Origin of the sequence: Marinobacter sp. VGCF2001 (assembly GCF_049943275.1) — a bacterium.
Lineage (GTDB): Bacteria > Pseudomonadota > Gammaproteobacteria > Pseudomonadales > Oleiphilaceae > Marinobacter.
Window position 1 is genome coordinate 1 of sequence record NZ_JBNFVX010000024.1, and the last position, 26,247, is coordinate 26,247.

Below are 26,247 nucleotides of genomic sequence, written 5' to 3' on the forward strand. Positions count from 1 at the left end.
GTCGGTGAATCGAGACTTCTTCATCTGTCGCTCCTTTTGCGATCATTGTAAAAGTCTCTACTCAAAACCTCGATTATTTTCTGGGGGGGTTACAACGCCGTCTATGATGACATACCAAATCATTTAAATAAGTTAGAATCCAGTTGACAATCGGTCAGTTAGGCCTCAATAGCGGATAAATGCCGCCCAAGGATAATCTTGGGCGGCACGCTAACTTAATCCTTCCCTTCTATCAGTTCATGTAACTCCGCCTTGAGAGCGCTATCAAGTTCTTCAAACCTTTTATCTAGTAGTGATAGATAATACTCGTCAGTTTTTTCATTGCCCTGATAATTTTCAACTCGAGGAAGAAGATGACTCTTGCAAATAACATTTACACCTCCAGTTTCTCCAATTAAAGGTAGATAGTCACCAGTCGCTGCGCTCGAAATGATCCTATTTGCTGTTTTGGATATATAAGTCCGGTTCAGCGGACTATTAAGAGGATGATCCGCTCGTTTTCGAAGCTCAGCTGAAGACTGTCCTATATCTTTAGCTTGTGCAAGAGGAAAAACATGATGATCTTCTAATTCAAAGCTCTCTACGACATCAGGATGTTCAGAAGTCCCAGAAACACACCAAGGTAAAATTCGACTATTTTGATCAAACAGAAAATCCAAAGGAAGTTTACTCAATGTATATTGCATTATAGCAACTCTAATAGCTTTCGATGGCAATTCTCCATCAATTCTAAATGTAAGCAGATTCTTACTGCTAAAGCGATCTTCCTCCAGGACATTTATTTCCCTACTTTTAAATGGATTAGGTATTTCTGCTGACACCCAGCGAAAAAGATAGACAAGATCATTGATGGACCTTTTATTCTGGTCAAATAAATAGCTGCCAGAAAAAATAGACGACCAATACCAATATTCAACCTTATCGTGAACAGAAGAGTTAGACCACAGGCTATCATCAAAAAACACGTACGCTATTGGTAAGGCCATCAATCTATAGTGCAAATCAGATAGCGAACATACACCGCACCGTATATTTAGAAAAGCAAAGGTACGGCATAATGCCTTTACTACATTATCGACATTAGACCTGATTTGTTCAGTCGATAGAGATAAAATTTCTTTGGATTTAGTGTGGCTAGCGTTAATTCGAAAATTTCCTTCATTGTCCAAAAGTGATCCATAAGGAACCTTTGAAATTAAAGACAATAAGCTCAGAATAAGAGATTGAAATGTCGAATTAGGAATTAGGTCTTCTGTGATTTCAAAATTTGAGGGCCAAAAATATTCGGGTGCATCGATACCATTCGGAAGGTTTTGTAACAAAGCAGGAGGCAACTGCAGGGGCTGGTCAATTACCTGACGTATTTCAGAGCCTAACGAATAAGCTGGGTCTGTTTTTTCAAGTTTTTTAGCAGCTTTTGCTACAACTAAATCATAATCGCCAAGACGTATACCGCCTTCATTCAGGTGCCTAAAAATAGGAATGGCTCTGCTAACATCTGACGTCCAAATCGAGGGAACTTCGTAACCACCGGCAAGTTTGAGCAAATATGCACCCACCTCCTCCGCCCATCGAGAAGCTTTTCTCTCCCAAATCACCCTTAAATCGTTATGATTATCTCTTATGTCATTAACGGTCTGTAGGGAGTCGGTAACTCCCTCATAATCGAACTCTCTGAGCGCATTTAAAACCTTTTCGAGATCATCACTCGTTTCGAGCTGCAATTTCCCAGCTTGGTATACAGCCAACGAAGAAATGGCAGCATGTAATAAGCTCTTATCATCACTTTTGCAATAAAACAGTGGTATCAGCTTTTCGGTCAAGCACCCATCCCTGAAAGCTGCCATAAAGGACCGACGGTTAGTCGCGCGAAACTCAAAAAACGGCGACCACCAAGATCCAACTTGCTTATTGCTTTCATTAAAGGAAAAAGATTCGAAACAATCCATTATCTCGTCTGGCTCTAAATTGGAAATCTCGCTTTCCTTAAACTCTAGATCTTTATAGCCAAATATATCTGCAGGCTGGTTTTCATCGTCACCATCAAATTGTGGCAGCCTCAGAAACCATCTTTTTTTAAGCTTTGAATAAACTGTCGTTAAACTTTGCTTAAACAGCTCCTCAGACTCAAACTTCGCGCGACTGAACTGATCTGTAAAAATATAAAAAAGCGTCGATATTCGTTGCTGGCCATCCAACAAATAGACGCAATCTTCGTCACCTGATGAAACATGTTGGTCGATATCACCCAACTTTCGGAAGGCAAAGTCACCTTTTTTACCATTCAAGACTAAGATGCTACCTACTGGAAATTGCAACATTACAGATGCCAAAAGGCTGGTTTGTTTGTCGCGATTCCATTTAAAATCACGCTGGAAATCTGGAAGCACTAGCTTTTCTTCCTCTGAAAGCTTAAACACCTCTGAAAGCTGAATATTAGACATATAAACCCCAAATTTATAATTTATTTAAGGCGAACCTCATAAGATGCGGGCGCCACCTCGAACTTATTTTTAAAAAACACTTTTATCCATTGAATTAAAACATGCCAATGGAGCCTGAGCTCTGACTCATCTGCTTCTGGAAATTTTTCGCTAATTATTCTTTTCCCTCTTTCTTCAGTCAGTCTAGAGGTAGCAGCACTTAGAATCTCCGAAAATAATGGAGAAAGTTCTAACTGGTCAGATATATACGCGTTAAAGGATTGCTCTTTTAACCCCTGAGGAACCAGTAAGGTCTCAATGTCGGACTTTGCGTCAGAAATAGCGCTAGCAGTGTATTTATTTCCTTCTCGCATGCTATATATTGAGAACAATATTTCAGGAACAGAACATTTTGGAATCCAGACATTTGTCGTTTCTTCAACAACCTGCTCGGTTACTACTTTTATATCAGGAATTTTTTCCTTTAGCACCGATGACTCTTTGGCTATACGATTGTAAATTTCTTGATCAACCTCAATCGCAGCTTCGAAGAAAAACAGTATTCGTCGAACGCTAGGCTGTTTCCAATCTGTTTTTACCAGTATTTCGACATTTGGATTATTTGACCATCCTAGTGCTGCGCCGGTTACGTTAGCGGATCCAACCCACACCTCATTATCTGACGCGAAAAGCTTTGCGTGGAGCCCAGAAATTAAGAACATACTTGAATTTTTACGATCTTTTATGCTATCGAAAACTTCTATATCAGATACTCCGGCGGCAATATCATAAGGATTCCATTGCGTATATATCTTAAGATTTACATCGTCAGAAACGCTATTAACCAACCTAAGAAACGTTCCTTTTTTAATATACGGAGCGCAAATTATAACGTTATCTTTAGCTTTAGAGAGCACACCGGAAATATGATCACCATCTAAAATCATTGCCAATCCTCCTACAGAAGGTCGTCCTGTGGACCCTCTAGGAAATTAGCTGCTATCTGCCCCCATTCAGCGCGAACCTTAGATAGTGCTCTGGCTCTGTCTACACTTGCTTCTCTTTCGTATCTCGCCCACGCAGCGAAAATCACTTTAGACGCATTAATAGATCGAATTAAACGATCAAGTATTTCTTGTTTGCTTAAATCGGAAATATCTTCATCCGTAGTCTTAACGGTTCCAAATATATTATCGAATGCTGGATGATTTCGATTAAATATAATTTCAGTTATGCTGCCCTTTCGCTCCACTCCAAATAGGTCATTCGGTCCCGGAAAATCAGCTTCTAAAAAAATCGCTTTTAACTCTTTCTCTTTAATCAGGTTCATGATCATCTCAGCATCTTCCACTGAGTACTGCTTATTCGAGGTGAGATCTTTCTTCATCGTCTCATAGGTAAACTCATCGAGCTCTTCATCCTCACCCTCAATCGGTTTTTGTTCCGATCGCGTTTTCCAGCCGTCATTAAGAGACTTTGTTACATCATCGATATCATCGTGTCGTCCCGCTGTTTGACGCTTTCCCGCCCCTTGAGATTTCACCATTTTTCTCAGTCGCTCGAGGTTCCTCTTGATTGAGTTACTCAGGTCAAGCAACCAACCTCGAGGATCACCCTCTGCCTTTAGACGCTCCGCCACGTCTCTCTCAGTTTCATCCACTTCTGCAAGCTGTTCCCACTGCAAAGAGGCTAACTCGGAAAAATGGGTAGCCGCCTGTTTATTATTTGTTACACCAAATACCTCATCTAGTGCCGGAGGAAATTCCACTTCTGCCCCCCACCAACGCTCGCGCGGGTCATATCCAATACACCAACCCTGGTCGAGCATTAGTTCACGTCCCGCCCGCATCACGGAAACGCCAACGTTGTGACTCGCATGTTTCCCGTACGGCATCTTACCTCTGTCCTGTGTTGCAGACGCTTGAGTTGTTTCACTCTTGGCTACCGAGTAGCGCGTGGTTACCGTGTATAGCCCGCCTTCATATTCAATCTCAGTTTGTTCCTCATCGACAAAATCAAACATTGGTCTGTCGGAGAAAGGTTCTGGGACAAGGGGACTTGTCTTTAAATAGAGAGGGTCAACCAACTGGGCAGTGTGATTTAGGACGCCCTTACCTGAGCCATTCTCTGCATATAGACGAATACTCAGCTCACCGTTATAGATAAAGTTCCGATAGATTCGACCGACTAATTCCTCGGTATTGTGCAAGGTTGCTTTGGACGTCTTCCAAGTCAGCCTCGTCGGATCTAATTTGGTCCAAACGACAAGCGTTCCTGACTTTTCCGTTATTTCGCTTTTTGCCCGCCATTCATCCGGAACAGGGCTATGCTCAGGTTCAGGAATATACCTTTGATGGCCCCTTCGAATCTCGTCAACATCAATATAACTATGAAGCGCGTTATCTGGTCCGTTCTGCCAGCTCCATACGTCTACTCGGCCTGCTTGCGAGATCGAAGCATTCGGTAAGCCCATTCCGAAGCGACCGATGCCGCTGCGATCATTAAGTCGGGTACCATTGCCAAATTGCAGAGCCATTCTGAGTGTTGTTGCGTCCATGCCTTGGCCATTGTCGACTACAGCCAACCTATCAATGCGGGAGCGCTTCCTTTCTTCAATAAACTTTTCGGTCTCGAGGCAAATGACCTCTATTTCAGATGCTCCCGCTTGCTGGGAGTTATCAATGAGCTCTGCTATTGCATACGCAGTGTTTTTGTAACCAGAATCTCTCATTGCAACAATTGCAAGCTCTGACGGAATAATCTGGGGCTCTACGTCATCACTCATCTTCCACACTCCATACATCTTCCCAATTCATAAAAGCTTCAGCAATGTCGCCAAAGCCCGGCAAACTTGTGTCTACAACTGTGCTTATAGTGCACGTTTCGTTTCCACCAGCCCTTATACCGCGGGTTGCGCGTCCAACCATCTGACTGTACAGCACGAGCGACTTGGTGGGCCTAGCTATAACTGCCGCGCTGGTTTCTGGCGCATCAAAGCCTGTAGTCAGCACCCCGTAATTGCACATCACCATTGGCAAATTGGTTTTTCGTCTAAATTTCCTAATAGTTCTCATCCGTTGGGAGCTCGTAGAATCGCCGGTAACAATACCTGAGTCGATACCGATAGCATCAAGTAAAAGAGCGACTTTCCTCGCATGCGAGACTGAAGCAGCAAAGAAAATTATTCTTTTATGCCCTTCCGAAATTAGTGACTGAATTTCCCGAATTGCCAGAGCATTGCGTTTAGGATCATCACCAAGCTGTTCGAGAAATTCACTGGTATAGTCAAGATCTTTCTTTTCTTTTTGAGGGGATTTGGGTTCTTCTGACTGAAATTCAAGCGCACGAAAACTGGGTTTCGCGAGATATCCATTGTCAATCAAGAATGACACTGGGTCCGAGTAGCCGGGGATTTTAAGAGTCACCTTGTTTTCATCGAAGAACTCAGAAAGACGTATATCCTCAGATATATCACTCCAAGTTCTTCCTGGAGTTGCAGATAACCCGATTAATGCATTGCTGGCACCCGTTTCGGTTAGTTTCTCAATGACGGAACTGTAGGTTGGCGCGATCGCTTGGTGCGCCTCATCTATAACAACCAATTTGGTTCTTCGACCAATTCGAAATGCCGATATCGGATTGCGCTCAAAATACGCATTTAATTTCTGTAGACCACCTATTAACATGCCATCTTCGAAACCATCAAAGTCCAGGTCTCCGCTTCCCCAGGCTCGCTTTACCGCAACTTCCCGATTGCCCATCTGGTTCCACGCCTGTTCAAAAGCGTCATCAGCTTGTTCGAGCAATTCGGCGCTACTAGCCAACCACACAACGAGACATGGCTCATGTTCAATTAAGTAACGGACGATAATGTGCATAGCTGTGCGGGTTTTTCCTGCACCCGTAGGCATGTGCAGCAGAACCCTTGATGATCCTCGATAAATGTGACGCCATACTTGCTGAGCAGCTCGCCTCTGATGATCAAAGAGAGAATACCTAGCACCAACTGATCGAGTCGCTAAGGCTACTGTTGATAGTGGCTCACCGGGCGGCTCTATTCCAAAAAAACCGGATAACACCTGAAGAGCATTTTGAGAGATTTGAGAACCTGGTTCTAATATTTCAGTTAATGATGTTCCAAGTCTTTGCTCTAGCTCCCCCCGTTTGGCAGGGCTCATCTGTGAAATTATTAATGCAAGGAAATCTCGGTTAGTCAGATAGTCTTCCGGCGACTCAAAGACCTGCCGAGCGAATATGTGACGACAAGCCCTTGTCTGATCGACAGCGGACGCAATCCCGTTCAGCGATTCGACAACGTCGCTACCCACCCATCTGTAAACGGACTCAGCGCCCAGCAAATCAACTAGGCAATGTAGGTCAACACCGGGTGTCATTAGATTTTTCACCATTTACAGAACTAAACATAGACATACGTTAGTTTACTCCCCATATAGCTCGCTTTTTAAACAGGGGGTGATTTTTGAATGGCACCATGCCTCACCCAATTTAAAGTCACCGTTACCTGTAAGGGTTTTAAAGTCTCGCTGTAACCGAGAAGCTGTGACCAATAAATATCACCAGAGGCTTTCAGGTCACTCTTGTGGTCAACTAATATCATGTTGTCGTTCTCCGAGTAGACGATCAGGTCTATCACTCCGCTGACTACTTGATCGCTATTATTAAGTCCCGCTACGGGAACCTCACATTCCCACCGGAGCACTTTGCCAACCAAATTCTCCATATGAGCCTGAAATCCCTCCAAATGCCCAATCGCACTTTGCATTTTCCGCTCCTCCGCCGAAATGACTGGCTTCAAAGCAAGTGCTTTCGCCATTAACTTCGGCTGCATAAAATAGACTTGATACAGTCGGTGTACCCAAATCCCCAATTGATTTGCCTGGATTCCTTTGATGGCGCCTAGATTCAACGCCGGCGTATAGGTTGTGATTTCCGCGGGTGGCATTTCTTGGGGCCTATCACGCTCATACAGAGAGGGACTTATTGTGTGTTTAAGTGTCTTTGGCTGATCGTTTTCCGAAATCACGAGCCCGGTTTGTACAACTACGCTGATATCATTTTCTCGATGTGCTGCTGCATTTGGCGTTACGTGTTTTTCTTCAAAAAGTGTTCGATCTCCATGCTCCGCCCTAATGGCTGATATCGGCTCGATGAAGCTGAACATGGAACCATCTTGGTAGCCTTTCCAGCAGGGCAAAATGAGCTGCTCCCGCGCCCTGCTTAACGCCACGTAGTAGAGATTTTTATCAGTTTCTAACTGTTCGTCTGCCAATAATTCAGCAAACCGATCTTTGGAAGTTTGGTCTTCAAACTGCGGAAATATCTGCACAAAGCTTTGCTGCAACATGGTTTCAATACCACCAGCTGGATAGGCCATCCTGATACTGGGAAAACGCGGTTCGCTGGCTTTCTCCGCATCCAGCACCATCACGACTGGCCACTCCAGTCCCTTAGAGGAATGCCACGTTTTCAGAACCACAGCGTCTTCAGCCTGGGGATCTGCCTTGGGTTGTTCGTCGATGCTGTCTTTGTTTTCGTTGAGCCACACCGGAAAGGTTGATGCGTTTTTGCCAGCAATACCCATGGCGTTGAGGGTTTCCGGCTGCAGCGCTTCGAACTCTTCAGCCAACCCAATGAGCTTGATCAAGTTAGCTCGATACTGAGGCCCTTGTGGGTGACTATTCAGAGTTTCGAACAAGCGCCCTTCTTCAATGATTGTGAGCAACTGGTTTTTCACCGGCTGCTTCCGCAATGAATTACCGAGTGGCTCTAATAGATCTTTAAGGCTGTGTTTTAAAGCTGTTTTCGAGTCGTAGCTGGCCAACAGTTCGCTGAGCCTTTCGGTGCTTTGACCACCCATCAACGGCGAGGTAAGCAGATCCAACAAGGCGTAGTGGTCCCGTCGATTGTTAAGTGCTTGTAAGGCATTTAATACCCACTGCACCGATTCGCACGCCAGGAAACCTGGTTGCTGGATTTGCACTTCTACTCCAACATTGCGAAGCGCCTCTGCAAACTTCCCTAGGCGGGAATGGCCCCTGGCCAGCACAGCGATATCGGAGCCGCATATCGGGCGTTTTTGGCCGCTATGGCGATCGGTAATCTGACTACCACTGCCGAGCAATTCCTTGATGTGATTGGCAAGCGCAATGTTGCCTTCAGCGGTGAAACCGGGTTTGGCGCTTTTCGCGTTTGCGTTCAGGTTCCAGTCGTCTTTGCTGAATCGCAGTAACTGTACAGCTGGCAGATCGGACTTATAGCCGGCCTTAGGGTCCAGCTCTTGGTATTTGCTGCCGAACAGAGCGGTGCCCACACCGTTGATAAAGTCCATCAATTCGGGGGTGCTGCGCCAGTTGCTATCCAGCTCTTTGACTACTCCAGGGGTCTTTTCCCCATCGTTCAGCAATTCGGCGAACAGTCGGCTATCAGAACCCTGAAAGCCCATGATGGATTGCTTGAGATCGCCCACAATCAGCGTGTATTTGCTGCTGGCCTGGAAGCGGCGAAGTAACGCGTACTGCAGGGGGTTTGTGTCCTGGAACTCGTCGATGATCAGGCAATCGTAGTCACCGGCGATTTCCTCCAGCCATTGCGGGTTAGCTTCCAGCATATCGTTAGCCAGGTGCACCATATCGCCATAGTCGACCAGGCCTGCTTGCTCTTTGGTGTGCTGGTAGGCGGCCAGAGTTTCCAGCACGCCGTTGATTAAGCACTCGATGTGCGTCAACGCGTCATTAAGTGGCCCTGGATGAACACTGAGTTTTTCGGCAGCGTTCCAGATCGGCTCGGCCAGATCGGCCCGGGGGTGTTTTTCCCGAATCCTTTTCAGCTTGTCGTTGAATTGCAGGCTTGCCCAGAGTTTCCAATCCCGATCCAGTCTTTCCCGCGTGGCAGAATAAATGTTGTCGACGAAGGCACGAGTGTAACCGTTATTCCCCCACTCACCTTTCTCGCGGAGGATTGTCGCGTCTGGATATTCGGTTTTTACCGCTTCTATGGCGTTCCAAAGCTGATCGGCATAAGGGGCGCCATCTTTTTGAACATGGCCATACGCTTTCTTGATGATGTCTTTGGCTTGTCGCAGCAGCGCTTCCGCTTCATCCGTGGTTTCGCTGAACCCCTTGCCGAGTGAACGGAGCTTATTAATGAGCGCGAGAATGGTCTCAGTAAGCTGCTCGTCTGCATCCTGGAAGTCGTCACCCTTGAAGCCTCCGCCATACCCGTAATGCTCCAGGTCATCCAGCACGGGTTGAATGGCACGCGCCTGATCCATCGCCTTGCGCAGGAGAAAGTCTTGCTCCTGTTCGGTTAACTGACGGGGTGCGGGCGATTTACCGGCTTCGTAGGCAAAGGTTTTGAGGATTTCCAGCCCGAAGGCATGAATGGTTGAGATGTTGGATTTCTGCAGCAGTCGAGCCTCTGCCATCATCCCTTCTTTCAAAAGCGCGAGGCGAATACGAGTACGCATTTCGTTAGCGGCATCGTTGGTGAAGGTAACCGCCAGTATGCGGTCGGCTCGCACAAAGCGCTTTTCGATCCAATACGCAAGCGTACTCTGGATAGTATGGGTTTTACCCGCACCGGCTCCTGCTTTAATCAGGGTAAGAGGCTGGGCAGGCAGAATGGCGGACTGGCTCATGAGTTAGCCTCCTCTTCCCGGGTAAAGCGGCTGACAACCGGGTTGTCTGTTAACGCATATGCGGTAATACCCCGATCCTTCCAGAACTTCTCGTCCGTGCGTTCGTTAAGCTTGATGGTCCCGCTATTTAGGTCTCGAAGGCGTTCTTGCACCAGCTCAACCGCCTCTGCAGATTGCGCGGTCAGGTTTGGCTCAGGCTGTAGCACGTTTAATTGATCGCTAGGTTTCAGCGGCTTGTCGGTCAGTAAGGTGGTGTCGTTGAGGGTGTAGTAGCCACTCATCACCTCACCATCTTTAGTTCCCTGCTGGAACAGCTCTCGGTAGATCAGGGTTTGTAGTTCGTAACCCTTCTCAAGCCGTTTCAGGCGGCTGCCGTGCTTGGAGCTTTTATAATCGACGATCAGGGTTTGGTTGCCGTTCGTGAGCACCGCATCGACGAAGCCTCTCAGAGGCGTATTCCAGAGTCGCCCCTGAAGCTCAAGTTCCACATTGGAAATGGTCCAGTTCTCCTGTTGGCACCAGCCGGCGAAGCTGTTTAGAGCCCGGTAAATCCTATTGCGCAACCGGGTACGTTTGAGCCGCCACTGGGGCGAATCCAGAAATGACGCTTCCTCCTCAACCGCCTGATTGAACAGGCGCTCGAACAACACTTCGCTCCAGACGTCCTTCTGGTGGGTCTGGAACAACTCAAAGACTTTATGGGCGATGATGCCCTGAACGGAGATGTCCGGGGTCTTCGGTTCCCACTGCCTTGATTTTATGCCCAGGCGATACAGCAGCCACGCCAATGGGGACTGCATGAGTGTTTCGAGGCTGCTCGGAGATTCCGGTTTCGGCGTTCCATCCTGGTTGACGCGTGCTTGCTGGATCAATTCCGGAGCCAGCTCCAGGTCTTTGAGTTTTGGCGATTCCGGTTGTTCCAGCTGAATGGTTGTTTTACGTAGGAGTGGGTGTTCAGCCTTGAGTACCGGTTGTTCGAGGTTTTCAGGATCGAGCTTTGCAAGGGGCTGAATGCACAGCGCCATATCCAGGAGGGTCTCGCTCGGTTCCAAGGCGCCGCCCTGATGATCATTCATGGAGCGCAAGAAGGTCACACGACTATCGGCTCTTCGCATCAACTCGGAGAATTCCTCTTCCCACCGTTTCTGACTTTCTTCCACAGTGGGAATGGCAAGGCCTGAAATCGTTGCCAATTGATCCCAGCTCTCCCGAGCGATGGGGCCGGTGGCTTCCAGCTGGTAGGCGTAATGGCCCTGGTTAAAGCCCAGTAAAAAGAGCTCGTCCACCTGGAATGGCAGAGGCTCACCTTCCCGGATGATGTTGATGGCATGCAGGTAGCGAACCCGGTCTTCCTGGGACTCCAGGGTGGCGACCGGGATTTGCCGGATGACGTTGCTGATCTGCTCGATGAAGGGCTGGCCGCTATACAGAGCCATTAGCCGGCGGGTGTTATCAAGCAGTGTCTTCATGCGCTTTTTGCCAAGGCCTTTCATCTTCGGACCTTGGGTGTTTTCAGCAATCTCTATGATCCAATCGAGCACTGCAGCTGAGCTTGGCTCCGGCGGGGTTAGAAGAAGCCGGAGCATGGCCTTCTCCTGCTCGCTGGGCTCTTTGCCAAGTGTTAGCTCATCGCCTTTACCGAACCGCTCCGCCAACTTATGACCAACCCCTGGCGCCCAGGGCATGAGCGGATTGATGATAGCGCTCATCATGGCCATCGGAATGTCTGGCTGAACAAGGCTAGTCAGGAGGTCATGAATCAGGGAGGACTGCCAGTCAAAGACACCCGACTCCGGCCGAAGGTTGCTGGCAATCAGGCCGGCGTACTCAAAGTGTTTTTCCAGCCAGAGCTCGTAATCGCCGCCCTTGGGTACGACGACGGCAATCCTCTCCGGTTTCGTACCCTGCTCGACCGATGCCTGCACCATGGATGTGACGGCTTCTACCTCTTGAAGGTGATCACGGCAGGTGAGCCAGTGCAGGTTTTCAAGTTCCACTGGGGCTTTGTCCGGATGGAACAAAGTATCTGCGAACTGCTGAATCGGGCTATTTTCATTCTCCGGCGTTGATGAAGGGATAAACCTGTACTTATCCGGCTCCGGCGTCACCCAGCCCTTTGTACGCAGCATTTCCAGAACCTGGCGCTGCCAAGGAAACAGTGAGGTTTCAGGTAGTCGCGGGTAAACATAGATCGGCTCGATACAAAGCTCTTCGTGCTCTTTGAACCATTGCTCGGCCAGCTGATCAGTGTCTGGTCGTTCTTCGAGTCGCCGAACGAGGGCAACAAGATCATTGTAATAGCGCTGGTTACGATTGGCCGGGGAAGGTACCGCCTCGGGGCGGGCGCCGAGCGGCGAATGGTTGAGCAAAAATGTAATACTGGCTCTCAGTTCGGCAACGGTTGCAGACTCATCCACCCGGATACTTTTGGCCCAGAACGCATTCTCCATGGCGAGGGCCTGCTCCTGCAGCGCGACGTTCCAGTCCAGCTCACTGGGTTCTATCAACCACAGCTCTGCCAGTGTCTCCAACAGAACAGAAAAGCTGCCCACTTTGGTACCCATGGTATTTCTTTGGGCTAGCGCGTAGCGGGTTTCACTGGCTGTTAATGCATCGGGGACCAGCAAGAAGTCCATTTCTGTTCCTTATTTTGATATAACTCGAAAGCGGTTTCTCCAACCCTGTATAAAGTTATAACCGCTTGCGCTGTTGCCGGCAAATTCGGGGCTGTTAATTCATGTAAATACATCAGGAAATCAGGCTTTTAGGCTTCAACGTTGGGGCCCTCAACCCAGACAAAGTTACCTTTCGTCAACGTAGATTCACCATCAAACCGGTAGGCGCAAAGCTTTCCACCATGCTTCCCGGCTACGCTGTAATCCAGGCAAGCGATATGGTCGCTGAGAGGCGCCGGCTCTCCACTCATCCAATAGTGGCCAACAAATACCGGCTTCTCTCCGTCATAGCCCGGCAGGATGTGCTGCTTAACCGGTGTGTGGGGAATATTGTCAATCTCCTCACCAGGTACCATCGCCAAATCACGGTAAGTCAGCTCGCCAGTTCGCCACCACCGGGAACGTACATCGGTTCGGTTGTTACCTTCTTTGTCGTGAAAGCACTCTCCGTCAGGTAAGGGGATTTCCAGTCCCTTGAGTAGAGTCTCAACAATATTGAAAGGCTCGCTTCCCTCGCGGCTACTGGTCACCCACGCCTCTGGCAAAATCCGGTTATGGCTGTCCGTGTATTCGTTGGCCTTTTCCAGATACTCCGGATGCCAGCAGGCGTGGACCACCCGCAAGCCTGGTAAATCCAGGTAGATAGGCAAGGCTTTAAACCAGTCAATCATTCGGTGATGTTGCTCACTTCCCTCACCAACCTGCTCAAGAAACTCTTTGTGCTGTTTCAGGTTCTTTGTAATGTGGGGACGCAGGTATTGTCCGGGCTGCTCTGGATCCTCCGTTGCCCAGGCAACAGCGTTGAATTCATGATTACCCATAACCGCCAACGCATGGCCGTTTTCAACCATGCTCCGAGCAATCTCGACGGTCTCAACCTGCTGCGGTCCACGGTCAACGAAATCCCCGAGGAAAATTACTTTTCGATCGGGATGTTGCCAAACACCGTTGGCTTTCCGGTACCCGAGTTTATCCAGCAATGCTTTAAGCTCGGTTGCGTATCCGTGGATGTCTCCGATCAAGTCATACATGCTCAGTGATCCCTCCCTTCCAAATGTGCCACCACTGGATCCAGGCAATCGGTATGCGGGGCGCCGTCATCGAAAAAGGACTCAGCCAGCTCCAGAACCAACGCCTGCTTCAGTGAAAATCCCTGCCGCAAGCGGCCTTCGACACCCTCGCCGATGCGGTCGTATTCGTCAAAACAATCGTTCTCTTTGCAGCAGGTGTTCATCGGATCGAATTCAAACAACGCTCGGGAAATCATCTCTGCTTTCAGTACGATGCTCATTCAGCCTCCTGTGCGCTATGGTTCTAGTGTAAGAAGGCGTTGCGACAGAACATGTCGCCGATCCGGATTATGGTATGTTTTGTTCCGTTAACGCAGAAGGTCCAGTGAATGCCTTACCCCATTGAAGACAAGCTTGTAATCGCTGTCGCTTCCAGCGCGCTATTTGATTTATCTGATTCCGACCACGTATTCCGAACACAGGGCGAAAAAGCCTATCGGAAGTACCAGGAGTCACACTTGGATGCGCCGCTTGAGAAAGGGGTAGCTTTTCCGTTCGTTCGACGGTTTCTGGCCATCAACGATCGGTTCCCGGATAAGTCTCCAGTGGAAGTTGTATTGCTTTCAAGGAACTCAGCGATCACCGGCAAGCGGGTGTTTCGCTCCATCGCCCATCATGGTCTGGACATCAGCCGAGCCGCATTTTTGGAAGGCAAATCGCCTTACCCTTACATCCCGGCATTCAATGCTTCCTTGTTTTTATCAGCGAACGAAACCGATGTCTTGCAAGCCATCGATTACGGCCACCCCGCCGGTACCGTACTACCCAGCCATGTAGTAGATGATAAGGACGACGCTGAATTGCGCATCGCGTTCGACTTCGATGGTGTGATTGCCGACGATGCTTCCGAGAAAGTTTATAAGGCAGGCTCCTTGGAGGAGTTTCAGGAACACGAAACTTCGCGCTCACATATCCCGCACAGCCCGGGGCCGTTGGCTGACTTGTTCAGAAAACTCTCGCACCTGCAAAAGCTTGAAGACCACGCCTTGGAAGCCGACCCAAATTACAGGCGTGCGCTACGAACCGGAATCGTGACCGCCCGGAATGCGCCCTCTCATGAGCGCGTGATAACCACTCTGGAACATTGGGGCGTGGATGCCAATGAGGTGTTCTTCCTCGGTGGCATGAAGAAGGACCGGATCCTGAACGTGCTTAGGCCTCACATGTTCTTTGATGATCAGCGGTCGCATCTGGAGTCCGAGGCTGGCAGCGTTCCGATGGTTCATATTCCGTTTGGGGTGGCGAATGTGTTGTAGGGGCTGAGCCGCTCTTTGGCGGCCCAAACCTTTGACAACGCCTAGCCTTTGGAAATTTCCACAACTTGTCCCTTCTGGATCTGGATTTTGGCAACCTTCCTGCAAAGTGAGCAAGGTTGCCTGGTAGTAGTGTTCTTAACATTGACTGGCAGTTTGAATAGAGCCTCTTTCTTACAGCTCGGACACGATAAAGTCTGTTGATCCACCGCTATATCTCCATCTGTACTTTCTTTATCAAATGAAACGGAAACCGGCTGCGGTTGTGGGCGCCGCAGAGCAGATCCCAGTCATCTGTACTCATCAGAGAACAAAGGCTCACCTTTCCAAGGTCAATAGCATCTACCAGCTCATCGGCCGAGGCCATCTCGGCGATTCGCATAGCGTATAGAGATCTTAAAAACTCCCTCAGATCATCAGGAGCGTGGATTACCTGCGATAGATTATTTAGCAGATAAACTCCCTCACCCCGGTGCCACACTGGAAGAACCCTTTTGGCAGCGCCAGATTGGTCTACGACTACTTTTCCTCTGACCAGCTCTGATCCTTCTGTCATTAGACCGGTATAGGCACCGACGTCAAAAGTTCTACTCTGATGAACGTCTGCGCCCTCTATCAGAACTAGTTTTGTTCGCTTGAAGGGAATGGGACTAAGCACCCAGCCCCTTCGACGCCAGAATATCCACAGGCGGCACACCCAGGTCCTGCCACTTCTCCGGATGACAGGTAAACAGCAGTATCTGATGCCGACTGGCCGCATCGAACAGGATGCGTTTCATGTCTTCCAGGCGGTCGCTGTCACTGTGCACCAAGGTGTCGTCCAGTATCACCAGGGTTGGCCTTCCGGCTTCGCGCAGCAGATCGGCATAGGCCAGGCGGCTGATCAGGCCCATCTGTTCCCTGGCACCGAAACTCAGTTCGGCAATCTGCCCCAGTTCGCTGCCCCGGCTGAAGGTGCCGGGCCGGAGCTGTTCATCGACTTCCAGGGAGGCTTCCGGAAAAAGCACCGACAGGTAATGATTGAGGTGCTTTTGCAGCGGTGCCTGCAGTCGACGTGTCAGGGCCTGGCGTTTTTCGGTGAGCAGGTTCAGCAGCAGATCCAGTGCCTGGGCGCGGCGGTGCAATTCCTGATAGCGGCGGTTGCACTGGTCGTATTCCGCCTCTTTTTCATTGAGCTGTTCTTCCAGCCCTTCCGCGCCCCAGGCTTCCAGCCTGACTTTGATATCGCGGAGTTCGCGGCCACGGTTCTCCTGGGTCTGGCGCAGCTGATTGACCGCATTCTGGTAGCGTTCGATATCCTGCCGCAGAAACTCCGGGCGAGCATCACGGATTTCCCGTTCGCGGCGTTCGAGACTGGCTTCCAGTTGGGTCTGTTGTTTTTCGAGGTTCGCCAGGTCGGTGGCTATCTGGCGAAGCTGCTGTTGGCGTTCCGGGCTCTTTTCTTCATCCGCCAGCCGCTGCCATTCGGTTTTGGCGTTGTCCCGGGCCTGTTTCAGGGCAGTCAGGCTGGACTGGTGGGCGCGCTCATCGGATTCCGCTTTGTCCAGTGCGGTGCCAGCCCGGGTGAACGCTGCCTCGGCTTCTTCCAGGGCCGGCACATTCTCTTGTGGATCCGGTTTGGGGGTGGCTTCCAGTTGTGTTTTGGCGTTCTCCAGCTGGCCTTCCGCCTCTTTCTGATCGGAGACAAGTTGCTCAATGCCGGCAGGTGCCACGGATTTGAACAACTCGTCGGCGTGCTTCAGGGTTCTTCCGGCACTTTCAAAGGCTGAGAAGCGGTCCTCTGCCTGTTCCACCGATGTCACACCCAGGGTCTTCAGCTGTTCGGCAAAACTGTCCTCGAGGGTTTTGAGCTTCCGGCGGGTGCTGGCCAGCTCTTCACCACCGGGCGTTATGCCCAGGGTACCCACGCCGGGGATAACCAGGGTGGATTCTTCCAGAAGCTGCTGCTCGCCTTGTCCGGTCAACGGCTCGTTGTTCAGCGTTAAGGACGCGCTGGCTTCCAGCTGCCAGTTTAAGCGGGTAGCGATGGTTCGTGAACGGATGGTTTCTTCGTTCAGCTGGTTCGCGGTCGCTTTCAGGTTTTTGACCGCGGCGGCATCAATCCGGTTCTCTCTGGCCTGCTGCCTGGCTTGCTCCAGCTGCTGGTGGTAGTCCCTGGCTTTGGCGAGGTTCTGGGTCAGCACCTGTGAGTGCTGCTCAAGCCGCCGGACATCCTGCTCCAGCCGTTCGCGGGTTTGCAGTATACCCGCCAGTTTGCGCTGCTTCTCCGCCTGTTCATAGGCGGTTCTGGCTTCGGCCAGCCGGCCTGCAATCATCGGAGTTTGGGCTTCTGCGGTGGCGAGATCTCGCTCCGCTCGGTCCAGTTCGGCCTTGCGGACCTCCAGTTGGCGGCTGAGCCCTTCCAGGTGTTCTTTGTTCTGCTGCAATAATCGATGATTCTGCTGCAGCTGGGCAAGCGTGGCTTTCTCCTGGGTCTGTTGCTGCTCCAGGCGCTCTACCTGCTGATAACGCACCCGGGCTTCCTCCAGCTGGCGCTGGGCCTCTTCCCAGGGGCGCTCGGCCTCGGCCTGATCGTAGTCCTGAGTCAACTTGCCAAGCCGGTCGACCTGTTCCTGGTATTTATGCACCCGCGCCTTCAGCTCTTCAATTTCAACCTCATAGTGGACGCGGTCTTTCTCCAGTTTCAGGTAATCGCCCCGGGGCTTCCCTGTGCCGGTCAGCAGGGTGTCGCGCTGGCTGCGAACAGTCTCGATCAGGTCGTCGCCTCCTGAACTGGCCACTTCTCCCACCATGGAATTCAGGGCAGACTTCAGGTGATCGCCGGCATACTCTATGGCCTGTTCGATATCCTGCCCGGTGCCCTGCTCTACCCACAGCAGCCCCGGTATGCCCCAGTGTTTGGCTTTACTGATGCCTTTTTGCGGGTACTGGTAGCCCAGCAGTTCGGCCAGTTTTTCTTCCGCGTCGTCTTCGCTGTAGGTGTCGGTGCCGACTTTCAGGTCACAGCGTTTGCGCTGCAGAAAGCTCTTGGTGAGATGCCAGGAGCGGCCCTGATGCTCGAAATCCAGTTCAATGGTGGGCGCTGCAGCGGAATCGCCCCAGGGGCGAAGGTCGTCAACGGCCGTTGAGCGATAGCGCTCGAAAAACGCCGCACGGATGGCACGCACCAGGGTGCTTTTGCCGGACTCGTTGGGGCCGTGAATCAGGTTGAGGCCGGGTTGCAGGTTGTCCAGAGCGAAGGGTTTGCGGAACTGGCGCAGCTGTTCAATGCGAAGTTTCTGCAGTTTCATTGCCCCACCTCCTGTTCTCGTTCCCGGAGCAACCCCGCCAGAATGGCTAGCGCATCCCGGGCGGCGTCATCCTGTGCGCCTTCCTGCTGCTCACGCAGGCTTTCAACCACTTCGCCCAGATAACCATCGGCTTTCAGGGCCGCGATATCTTCATCGGTAGGTGCAAGCTGAAGCCCGCTCCGCTCGCAACGAAGGCTGCGGAACCGCGCTTCGGCAACCGAGAGAGCCTCCAAGAGTGTTTCTTCTCCGGCGAGGGTTATCGAACCATCAAGGCGCAGGTCGACCACCGCGGATTCGGGCAAAGCGCCCAACCGCTCCAGCAACTGTTCAAGATCAGACTGGACGGCGAGGGTTTGCCGCCACTGGTGCCACTGGTATCGCCCGGTTGGTAATTGGGTTACCGAAGGTGTTGCGCCAGGATCGGAAATCTCAACAAGCAGAGCATTACCGGCTTCGTTGTTGCGGAAGCGCTCCGGCTCCGGGGTGCCGCTGTACCAGGTGCGTTCATCGATCTGTTTGGTGCCGTGCCAGTCGCCCAGTGCCAGGTAATCGAGCCTGCTGGCTTCGGCGCGGTCTGGCGCGATGGGGTTGGTGGAGTCAATCTCGTCTGGCAACAGGCCCTGGACACTGCCGTGAGCCAGACCGATTCGGAGACAACCTTCCGGTGTGTCATAACCGCTGAATGGCTCTGTCAGATCGCCGTAGGTATGGCGCTGGGTCAGCGGCGCGCATAGGATGCTGAGGCGCTGCTGTTGCAGATTGATGACGCCTGGCTGCAGCGCCAGGTGTACGTTCTCAGGGATTGCACCCAGGCGTTGGGCTCGGGTCCACACGCTCTCGGCCAGGGCGGCGTCGTGGTTGCCGGGCAACATAACCCAGGGGCCGGCGAACGCCTTTGTGGCGTTGAATACCCGCCGGATCGTGCGATCGGACACCGTTTGGGCATCAAACACATCACCGGCGACCAGAACGGCATCGCACTGGTGCTCATTGGCGAGCTGTGCGAGCGTTTCGATGGCCTCGAACCGGGCCTCGACCAGCGCAGCACCGTCTTCGGTTTCAAAACGGGTAAACGCCCGGCCCATCTGCCAGTCTGCCGTGTGCAAAAACTTGGGCATTTTATCTACCTGAGAATTCTGGGAATTTTGGTATCATTCTAGACGAATCAACGACAGTTTACAGAGGCAGCACGACAATGAATGTCGTTCCAGACAAAACAGTCTTGCGTTTTTTCTGTGGCGATGCGGTAGTGAATTCCTGGGACCACGCTCCGGAATGCCAGCTCCAAGCGGCCCGGAAGTCGCCGGAGTTGGCTTTGACTGCGAACTGTTGAAACGCATGAAGAGATGCGTGCAAATGTGTACATCAGGGCATAATTTGTTATTGTGTACACATATGTACATCAGGAGGGCTTTCGTTATGGCCCAACAGCACGAAAAACAGCCCCAAGCATCTGACACAGAAGCCCTGCGCGGACACGTTGCCCTCAAAGGCTTCTTCAATATTTGCCGCGAATGGAGTTGCTCGCAGGAAGAGATGATGCAGATGCTTGGTGGCATCTCCCGGAGCACGCTCGCGAAGTACCAGAAGCTTCCCTACATCAAGCTTTCCCGGGATACGCTTGAGCGCATCAGCTACGTGCTGGGTATCTATAAATCGCTGAGGGTGATGTACCCTACCGCTGAACGCTCCAATCGCCGCATTCGCCTGGCAACCAGTGACGTGCCGTTCTCCGGGGCATCCGCACTGGAGTTCATGGCGCGGGGCTCCATGAAACACCTGATGCAAGCCCGGCGCTACTTTGACGCCAAACGGGGCTGGGCATGAGGCCTGCCCCGCCATTGGTTCTTCCGGAATGGAAGGCCCATCGCATCATTCCCAGCCACTACCCGCCAATCGACCTCTTCGAGCGAATCTACGACACTCCCGAAGAACTGGCCATCGCCTTTGAGATTGAGGCCATGACCAACGATCGCTTGCTGGACGAAGCCGGTGATTTACAGCTGATTCCGCCGGACGATCGGCTCTTCGGACCCGGCTCCAGCCCGGTTATGGCTGCGTTCACCCACCTGGGGTTTGGCAGCCGGTTTACGAACGGCGACTTTGGGGTGTACTACGCGGCCGACTCCCTGGAAACGGCAATCGCGGAAACCATCTACCACAAAGAACGTGAAATGGCGGCCGCCGGGGAAGAATCGATCGAGCTGACCATGCGCTGCTATGTCGGCGAGATTGCCCGTGCCATGCAGGATATTCGCGAAGAGGCGTTTGCCGATTTACACAACCCGGACGACTACTCCGCCAGCCAGGCCTATGCCGCTTCGTCTCGTGCGAACGGATCAGACGGCTTGCTCTACAACTCGGTGCGAAGACCCGGGCACGAGTGCATTGCAGCGTTCAGGCCGGTCGCGCTTCACGCCCCGGTGCAGGGCGAACATCTCAAATATTTCTGGGATGGGAAGAAACGGCGAATTACCCACTGGGCGAAGATTTCGGATGCGCATGAGGTGCCTCTGTAACCCCGTAACCCCAAAACGATCATCAAGGCCCCGAGCATCTCCCAAAGTTCACTTTACGCTACGTCCGTTTCTTTCTCGGAAAAGGCTCACCTGAGTGTATCGCCCTGCTCAATCACACCCGTTCCAACACTTTCCCCGTTCTGGAACCACTCAAGTGTATTGCCATCAATTTCAGCTGTGTAGCAGCCATAATCAGTATCAGGGTAGCAGACTCCCTCATCTGTAATTCGGTACTTTCCTCCACCGAAGGCATCGTCGTAGGTACCATCATCTGCGAAGTAACTCGAATAAACTTCACTGCCCATGCTTCCCTTGAAGGTGTTACCAACCAGGGCTGCGCGAACTTCATCCGAGTTCGAGGCAGCCAGGGCGCCTCCTGCCATGCCAGCCGAAATAACTATTGCGCACAATTTGCGTGAAATCAGGGAAAAGGTCATTCGAAATATCCTCGTTGCTTAAAGTAGTTGGTTCGGCAGTAGTGGACACGCATCTCAGGTACGAGCTCGACGAGAAAAGGTTCATCCTTGGCAGGAAGCAACTCGATTACTGGGCGACCAAGCTGACAGAGGGGTAGCATTGGCGGACCTGGATGAGATCAAGCATCCCTGGCACAGGGTTACGGAAGGCAGCACTCGTGCATGACACTCCGGGGTGTCAGACTCCAACTTTGCCTACCACATAAGTGTCCCATCTGGTAAGATTTTTAACCTGAAATTTAATATGCAGCAAGCAAATCAGTAAAAAACATAGGGCTCAAACATTTATCAACATCGCCTTTGAAGCTCATATAATTAACTGTTATCTAAATTTATTAAAAAACCTGCACATCAAAACTGTATTGAGAGATAAACCTTGTGAATAACTTGACAGTTGGGAGCGTTTGCTCAGGGATAGAAGCGGCATCTGTAGCGTGGAAAGATCTGAATTTTGAGTTTAGCTGGTTCTCAGAAATATCCCAATTTCCATCCGCCGTCCTTCATAACAAGTACCCAACTATTGCCAATATTGGAGATATGGTCAAAATTCCGGAAAAGATTTCTGGAGAAATAACTGAGGCTCCTGACATTATTTGCGGTGGAACACCGTGTCAGGCATTCTCTTTTGCTGGCTGGAAGCGCGGCTTGCAAGATGACCGGGGAAACCTGACCCAACGATTTGTAGATATAGTCAATTCAAACGATGCCATAAGAACCTTACAAAAAAAGAGCAGTACAGTAGTCCTATGGGAGAATGTTGAGGGAGTTTTAAAAGACCGAACGAATGCTTTTGGTTGCTTTGTATCATCTCTCGCAGGATTTGATGAAGAGTTTAAGGTAAAGGTTTGGCCGAATGCCGGAATAATACACGGCCCAAAAAGAAATATTGCCTGGCGTATACTGGATGCCAAGTATTTTGGCTTGCCTCAGCAAAGACGAAGGCTTTATGTGGTGGCTGGCGGAAAAGAGTTTTCACCAGAGAAGGTTCTTTTTGAGCACGGCACTTCCAATGGAATTCCTAGTTTTTATGATGGCGATCTAAACTTCCATAAAGAAGATGTCTATTTTGAAGCTTTTAGAAATTACACAGACTGCTTATATTCTGCATACGGCACGAAATGGAATGGAAATGCCGCTGCTTACAATGGATCACTATTCATCGCACAAGATGGACGCTTGCGAAGATTTACCCCTTTAGAATGTGAAAGATTAATGGGATTTCCCGATAACTATACAAATCTTGAAAAATCAAAGCCTACAGCAAGATATCAGGCACTGGGAAATTCATGGGCGATCCCGATAATAGAATGGCTGGGTGAACGGATTCAAGATCATTATTATTCTCGCCCACTAACAATGGACGATTTCTCTCCTTTTTCATATAGAATTGAGAACAATCACAAGTGCTTTATCATCGGGGCATTAGAAAATGCCTATATTGAACTGTTGGATGGCTCACATCTAAACTGCCGGCACTACCCTTTGCAAAGTAATGAGGGGAAATTATCTGATATTGTCGACATAAATGCTGAGGAGAACTTTTTTATATCTCCGGCGGGCTGTATGGGAATATTGCGTCGCGGCGAGGAGAGAAAAAAAGGAATAAACCCCAAATTAAGGAAGCACCTAGTAAAAACAGCTGGCCTTTGGTCAGAAGAAAAAATTGATACGATATCCAGAAAACAAAAACGTGGGCGTTACAGCATTGGATCTGATGTCTATCAATTATCACCTGAGCTCGACTGCTGAAAATCAACTATAGAGTTTGCGCCCCAATCTAGCATCTCCATACTTAATTGGGGTGTAAAAATATTATTATATCGTGCGTTTTGATATTTTACTTTATCAAATCGTTCAAGTGAGTACGCCATTTTTCAAGATCATACCACCCGCAGCCGACACAGCCATTTTCTGCTTTTTTTCCTCGCTTTGGTATTTTTGGGTTCCACGTCTCTGATCCAGCGTAGTAATATTTTATCCCATAAGGATACCCCCTGACGTTAGTCTGAAAGCATTTCCTACAGGCTTCCCTCTTTTGTTGATTTCGCTGATTATTTAAAAGCTGAAAGTCTCGCTGAATTTCCGATTTTGTTAAAGACTCAATAGATTCCCTACGAGTAGATTCATCCCACCTTATTTCCGGGAATTTATGGTCAGGAAGCAAGCCATCTTTTGATACAGTTTTTGCCTCAAAAGCATCGTATCTTTCCAATAAGGTTATTATCCTCGAACGTAGTTCTTCACTCCAAGTTTCATAGCCAGTAGCCCCACCCCTTTTTATTGGTATAAGTTGGTGATGCGTCTTTCTTTTCTCGCAGTTTGAACAATATTTCTTAGTATCAGTTGCTATAGTAAACCCCATTTCTTTAAGATCTTGAATTCTTCGAGCGAAATTAGGGTTACTCGGCATTTCACAAGTCGCACAAACCCAGTCGAAATCTAACAAGGACTCAAAAAACGAATACGTCACATCTGCGCGCTTGGTTTCCCAGAATTTTTTTTGTTCACTCCTCCAAGACTTCCAATTTTTAGGTTTACACTCTTCATAGACTTCAACTAAATATTTATCTATTTCCTCGTCCGAAGTTAATTCTATGCCGGTTCTTCGGTACTCAATAGGTATGGAAAACTCAAACTTTCTTTTACTATAGAAAAAATCAACATCAACATACCGTTCAGATGCTTTTCTGTGGTATCTTTTTTCTTTCTTGATAATATTTTTTGTTAAGTTCATGAGGTCCAGATATTTAATTTGAAAATTGTGAATGATTCAAGAATGTGAGTCGGCTGACGATTGAGTTAGCCTTTTGCGCCTGGCACTGACCAAGCCGGGAAAGTAGGTTTATCCAGCGGGATTCTCTTGACCAAGAGGTTGGTACCCATAGGTCGCGAATATATAGAATGCTGCGCGAAGATTACAGATGCTCATGGAGTGCCGCCACAAAGCGGCGAGCTGCTATGGCAGTTTATCCCGGAAGGATTTCGCAAACTTCGAGATTGAGCTTTTTAAATTCTTCCCAAGTATAGTCCTCGGCGTAGTGAATAAAGTATTGTTTCTCAATTCGGCAGATATCAGGTCGAGTCTGATATATTTTGCAGAGATTGGTTACGGTGTCCAAATTCCTACACACACCATCACCTCTATCTAACCAAGAAGTGAGATCCGACAAATGAACATTCTTGCAGCACTTGCCGCATTGAGTGCACGGGAATGGCTCAGAAGAACGGTATGAAATTATCTGCGAATTATTGGTCATGGATGTCCGGGGTGAGTTTACGGCTCGCCCCGGGTCCTCAATTCAGTGAATTTAAATCGCGTTTTCCGTCAAAGTCTTTTGACCCAATTGAACGGCATCTCGTGACTCTTTGGTTAATACGCCCTTCTGGTCAATGATCGGAGCTTCCATGATATTCTTGAGCACTTTAGCAGCAGATGCCGTCAGAAAAACTAATTTCTTCTGCTCGTCCGAATACGTAGAGTAGTCTTTATTGGTATTGACCAAGGACTGTAACGCCTCTAACAAAGGGGCAAAACGATCATTTAGTAGCAAAAGGTTTTCGTTAATTTCGCTAAAACGCCGGCCTATTGATTCAGTCACGACTCCGGCTGACGTCATCTCTTCTGCGGCCAACTCAGCTTTGTCAAAATTGGCATATGCATCATGCTTTGCCGCCTCTGCTTTTGACGCGAGCATCATTCCACCAACAGCCAGTACCGGCCCGGCAACAACTCCACCGAGAACGGCCATACCGCCAGCCATGCCAAAGCCGCCAGTCGCGAGTGACCCCCCTCCGAGCCATGCCAACGTTGCGTTTGTTGCAGCTGCGCCACTCAAGCCCCCAATTGCCGTCCCAGTCGATGCTGCTCCAAACGTTCCCACGCCGCCATATGCTGCGAGGCCCGCCAAACCTCCACTGCCAAGCGCAGTGAGCCCCCCACTGACTGCCTGCTTGATCTCGAACGCAGACTCTTCCATCTTCAGCATCTCGTCACGGCTAACACGTGGTAATTCAAACCCTTGCAACAGGGATTCGTCGTTAAAGTTAACCGATTTAATCTGCGAAAAAGTCTCGAAGAAGGGAACGACACTGTTCCGATAGAGTTCAAACTTTGTTTTACCGAGCAGTTTCATTCTGCTCTGGGTCTTACTTCTTTCTGATTCAAGATCACTCTTGGCGCTCTCAAAGACCTTTTCAGCCCGCTCATTCCAATATTTAGCAGAATCATGATCGGATTTTGCATCGACCCCTTTCTTTACGCCATAACCACCAGCAATCAATGCTGCACCCGCCAAAACAAAAGGTAAAGGCATAGATCATTCCTCCATGAAGATTTGAGCTTCTTGATTCAAAATCATTTGCCGGTGAACCCAGGACTCAAGATCCTCGACCAGAACACCCGGGACACCCAAGGCAGTTGCAAGCCTGTTTATAAAGCCCTTTTCCCTTTCGTCGTAAGCCTCGTCAGCGTAAGCAATCCCTATCAACTCTAAAAGAAGTGAAACCCGGGACTTTCGATCGCTGAATTCCTCAACTAACTCAGCGTCAGAGCCATTTTTCACCGCACTGGCATCGCCGTCACACAAGGTGGTCAAGGTACGGAGTATATTCGTTTCGCGCTCATCGATCTTGCCATCCACAGCTATCAAATCTTCAGCTAAGCCTAGGAATATTGCTTGCTGAGAGCGCGTCAGGTTATTAATAAACATAAGTTTTCCCTTCCAAGCTAGGTGGTTCTGACGAAATCCAGCTTAGAGCCCGAGCGAGCGCCTTTCCGTACTCTTTTTGTTTCCCGAATGTCAAATTTGTAAAAACCGACTTATGCGATTCCTTTTTCGTCGCTAGACTTGTTAGCACTGATCAAAGTTTGTAAGCGAAAGGAGA

Annotated in this window: 19 protein-coding genes; 4 read left to right on the forward strand and 15 right to left on the reverse strand. The window is 49.8% G+C overall.

The features are described from left to right. Positions 1 to 215: 215 nt before the first annotated feature. From ACP2AU_RS16045 to ACP2AU_RS16080, 8 genes are all read right to left on the reverse strand, one after another. Entirely contained in the window at positions 216 to 2,444 is a 2,229-nt protein-coding gene (locus tag ACP2AU_RS16045) for a GmrSD restriction endonuclease domain-containing protein (protein WP_426377231.1), read from the reverse strand. A 20-nt stretch (positions 2,445 to 2,464) separates the two neighbouring features. Beyond that, a complete protein-coding gene (locus ACP2AU_RS16050; protein WP_426377232.1) occupies positions 2,465 to 3,370 on the reverse strand; it encodes a phospholipase D family protein in 906 nt (301 codons plus the stop codon). Between the two features lie 11 nt (positions 3,371 to 3,381). Next, on the reverse strand, positions 3,382 to 5,208 hold the full coding sequence (locus ACP2AU_RS16055; protein WP_426377233.1) for an ATP-binding protein: 1,827 nt from the start codon (positions 5,206 to 5,208) through the stop codon (positions 3,382 to 3,384). Further along, the gene (locus tag ACP2AU_RS16060) at positions 5,201 to 6,817 is read right to left on the reverse strand and encodes a DEAD/DEAH box helicase (RefSeq protein WP_426377234.1); all 1,617 of its coding nucleotides are present in this window, start codon (positions 6,815 to 6,817) and stop codon (positions 5,201 to 5,203) included. The genes ACP2AU_RS16055 and ACP2AU_RS16060 overlap by 8 nt, the downstream gene beginning before the upstream one ends. Positions 6,818 to 6,885: 68 nt before the next feature. Next, positions 6,886 to 10,080, reverse strand: a complete 3,195-nt coding sequence (locus tag ACP2AU_RS16065) for a UvrD-helicase domain-containing protein (protein WP_426377235.1) — start codon at positions 10,078 to 10,080, stop codon at positions 6,886 to 6,888. Next, positions 10,077 to 12,716 (reverse strand): PD-(D/E)XK nuclease family protein, encoded by a 2,640-nt coding sequence (locus ACP2AU_RS16070; RefSeq protein ID WP_426377236.1) that lies wholly within the window; start codon positions 12,714 to 12,716, stop codon positions 10,077 to 10,079. The genes ACP2AU_RS16065 and ACP2AU_RS16070 overlap by 4 nt, the downstream gene beginning before the upstream one ends. A 128-nt stretch (positions 12,717 to 12,844) precedes the next feature. Then, positions 12,845 to 13,786 carry a metallophosphoesterase gene (locus ACP2AU_RS16075; RefSeq protein WP_426377237.1) on the reverse strand — a complete coding sequence of 314 codons (942 nt, stop codon included), beginning with the start codon at positions 13,784 to 13,786 and terminating at the stop codon, positions 12,845 to 12,847. A gap of 2 nt (positions 13,787 to 13,788) precedes the next feature. Further along, positions 13,789 to 14,046, reverse strand: a complete 258-nt coding sequence (locus ACP2AU_RS16080; protein ID WP_426377238.1) for a hypothetical protein — start codon at positions 14,044 to 14,046, stop codon at positions 13,789 to 13,791. 108 nt (positions 14,047 to 14,154) lie between these two features. Here ACP2AU_RS16080 and ACP2AU_RS16085 point away from each other — a divergent pair, with 108 nt between their 5' ends. Continuing rightward, positions 14,155 to 15,081: a 5'-nucleotidase gene (locus ACP2AU_RS16085; RefSeq protein ID WP_426377239.1), complete on the forward strand. Its 927-nt coding sequence runs from the start codon at positions 14,155 to 14,157 to the stop codon at positions 15,079 to 15,081. Between the two features lie 647 nt (positions 15,082 to 15,728). On the opposite strand, the gene ACP2AU_RS16090 is transcribed toward ACP2AU_RS16085, so the two are convergent. After that, complete coding sequence (locus tag ACP2AU_RS16090) at positions 15,729 to 18,368, reverse strand: AAA family ATPase (protein ID WP_426377240.1); 2,640 nt, start codon at positions 18,366 to 18,368, stop codon at positions 15,729 to 15,731. Continuing rightward, a complete protein-coding gene (locus ACP2AU_RS16095) occupies positions 18,365 to 19,486 on the reverse strand; it encodes a metallophosphoesterase family protein (protein ID WP_426377241.1) in 1,122 nt (373 codons plus the stop codon). Before ACP2AU_RS16095 ends, ACP2AU_RS16090 begins: the two co-directional genes overlap by 4 nt. 301 nt (positions 19,487 to 19,787) lie before the next feature. Here ACP2AU_RS16095 and ACP2AU_RS16100 point away from each other — a divergent pair, with 301 nt between their 5' ends. Continuing rightward, positions 19,788 to 20,195: an antitoxin Xre-like helix-turn-helix domain-containing protein gene (locus ACP2AU_RS16100; RefSeq protein WP_426377242.1), complete on the forward strand. Its 408-nt coding sequence runs from the start codon at positions 19,788 to 19,790 to the stop codon at positions 20,193 to 20,195. Next, positions 20,192 to 20,887, forward strand: a complete 696-nt coding sequence (locus ACP2AU_RS16105; protein ID WP_426377243.1) for an RES family NAD+ phosphorylase — start codon at positions 20,192 to 20,194, stop codon at positions 20,885 to 20,887. The genes ACP2AU_RS16100 and ACP2AU_RS16105 overlap by 4 nt, the downstream gene beginning before the upstream one ends. Before the next feature lie 86 nt (positions 20,888 to 20,973). Here ACP2AU_RS16105 and ACP2AU_RS16110 read toward each other — a convergent pair whose 3' ends face one another. Beyond that, entirely contained in the window at positions 20,974 to 21,324 is a 351-nt protein-coding gene (locus ACP2AU_RS16110) for a hypothetical protein (protein ID WP_426377244.1), read from the reverse strand. A 417-nt stretch (positions 21,325 to 21,741) separates the two neighbouring features. On the opposite strand from ACP2AU_RS16110, the gene ACP2AU_RS16115 reads away from it, so the two are divergent. Further along, on the forward strand, positions 21,742 to 23,112 hold the full coding sequence (locus ACP2AU_RS16115; RefSeq protein ID WP_426377245.1) for a DNA cytosine methyltransferase: 1,371 nt from the start codon (positions 21,742 to 21,744) through the stop codon (positions 23,110 to 23,112). A gap of 88 nt (positions 23,113 to 23,200) precedes the next feature. Here ACP2AU_RS16115 and ACP2AU_RS16120 read toward each other — a convergent pair whose 3' ends face one another. From ACP2AU_RS16120 to ACP2AU_RS16135, 4 genes are all read right to left on the reverse strand, one after another. After that, on the reverse strand, positions 23,201 to 24,097 hold the full coding sequence (locus ACP2AU_RS16120) for a hypothetical protein (protein ID WP_426377246.1): 897 nt from the start codon (positions 24,095 to 24,097) through the stop codon (positions 23,201 to 23,203). A 232-nt stretch (positions 24,098 to 24,329) separates the two neighbouring features. Continuing rightward, entirely contained in the window at positions 24,330 to 24,620 is a 291-nt protein-coding gene (locus ACP2AU_RS16125; RefSeq protein WP_426377247.1) for a YkgJ family cysteine cluster protein, read from the reverse strand. Between the two features lie 51 nt (positions 24,621 to 24,671). Next, positions 24,672 to 25,676 (reverse strand): hypothetical protein, encoded by a 1,005-nt coding sequence (locus tag ACP2AU_RS16130; protein WP_426377248.1) that lies wholly within the window; start codon positions 25,674 to 25,676, stop codon positions 24,672 to 24,674. A gap of 3 nt (positions 25,677 to 25,679) precedes the next feature. Next, a complete protein-coding gene (locus ACP2AU_RS16135; protein ID WP_426377249.1) occupies positions 25,680 to 26,072 on the reverse strand; it encodes a TerB family tellurite resistance protein in 393 nt (130 codons plus the stop codon). Between the last annotated feature and the right edge of the window lie 175 nt (positions 26,073 to 26,247).

Excerpts from the sequence above, each read along its gene's own strand:
- ACP2AU_RS16085 (WP_426377239.1), top strand. The coding sequence starts at position 14,155 with ATGCCTTACCCCATTGAAGACAAGCTTGTAATCGCTGTCGCTTCCAGC.
- ACP2AU_RS16080 (WP_426377238.1), bottom strand. The coding sequence starts at position 14,046 with ATGAGCATCGTACTGAAAGCAGAGATGATTTCCCGAGCGTTGTTTGAA.
- ACP2AU_RS16135 (WP_426377249.1), bottom strand. The coding sequence starts at position 26,072 with ATGTTTATTAATAACCTGACGCGCTCTCAGCAAGCAATATTCCTAGGC.
- ACP2AU_RS16070 (WP_426377236.1), bottom strand. The coding sequence starts at position 12,716 with ATGGACTTCTTGCTGGTCCCCGATGCATTAACAGCCAGTGAAACCCGC.
- ACP2AU_RS16060 (WP_426377234.1), bottom strand. The coding sequence starts at position 6,817 with ATGACACCCGGTGTTGACCTACATTGCCTAGTTGATTTGCTGGGCGCT.
- ACP2AU_RS16130 (WP_426377248.1), bottom strand. The coding sequence starts at position 25,676 with ATGCCTTTACCTTTTGTTTTGGCGGGTGCAGCATTGATTGCTGGTGGT.
- ACP2AU_RS16125 (WP_426377247.1), bottom strand. The coding sequence starts at position 24,620 with ATGACCAATAATTCGCAGATAATTTCATACCGTTCTTCTGAGCCATTC.
- ACP2AU_RS16105 (WP_426377243.1), top strand. The coding sequence starts at position 20,192 with ATGAGGCCTGCCCCGCCATTGGTTCTTCCGGAATGGAAGGCCCATCGC.
- ACP2AU_RS16120 (WP_426377246.1), bottom strand. The coding sequence starts at position 24,097 with ATGAACTTAACAAAAAATATTATCAAGAAAGAAAAAAGATACCACAGA.
- ACP2AU_RS16110 (WP_426377244.1), bottom strand. The coding sequence starts at position 21,324 with ATGACCTTTTCCCTGATTTCACGCAAATTGTGCGCAATAGTTATTTCG.
- ACP2AU_RS16095 (WP_426377241.1), bottom strand. The coding sequence starts at position 19,486 with ATGCCCAAGTTTTTGCACACGGCAGACTGGCAGATGGGCCGGGCGTTT.
- ACP2AU_RS16055 (WP_426377233.1), bottom strand. The coding sequence starts at position 5,208 with ATGAGTGATGACGTAGAGCCCCAGATTATTCCGTCAGAGCTTGCAATT.
- ACP2AU_RS16050 (WP_426377232.1), bottom strand. The coding sequence starts at position 3,370 with ATGATTTTAGATGGTGATCATATTTCCGGTGTGCTCTCTAAAGCTAAA.
- ACP2AU_RS16100 (WP_426377242.1), top strand. The coding sequence starts at position 19,788 with ATGGCCCAACAGCACGAAAAACAGCCCCAAGCATCTGACACAGAAGCC.
- ACP2AU_RS16065 (WP_426377235.1), bottom strand. The coding sequence starts at position 10,080 with ATGAGCCAGTCCGCCATTCTGCCTGCCCAGCCTCTTACCCTGATTAAA.
- ACP2AU_RS16090 (WP_426377240.1), bottom strand. The coding sequence starts at position 18,368 with ATGAAACTGCAGAAACTTCGCATTGAACAGCTGCGCCAGTTCCGCAAA.
- ACP2AU_RS16045 (WP_426377231.1), bottom strand. The coding sequence starts at position 2,444 with ATGTCTAATATTCAGCTTTCAGAGGTGTTTAAGCTTTCAGAGGAAGAA.
- ACP2AU_RS16075 (WP_426377237.1), bottom strand. The coding sequence starts at position 13,786 with ATGTATGACTTGATCGGAGACATCCACGGATACGCAACCGAGCTTAAA.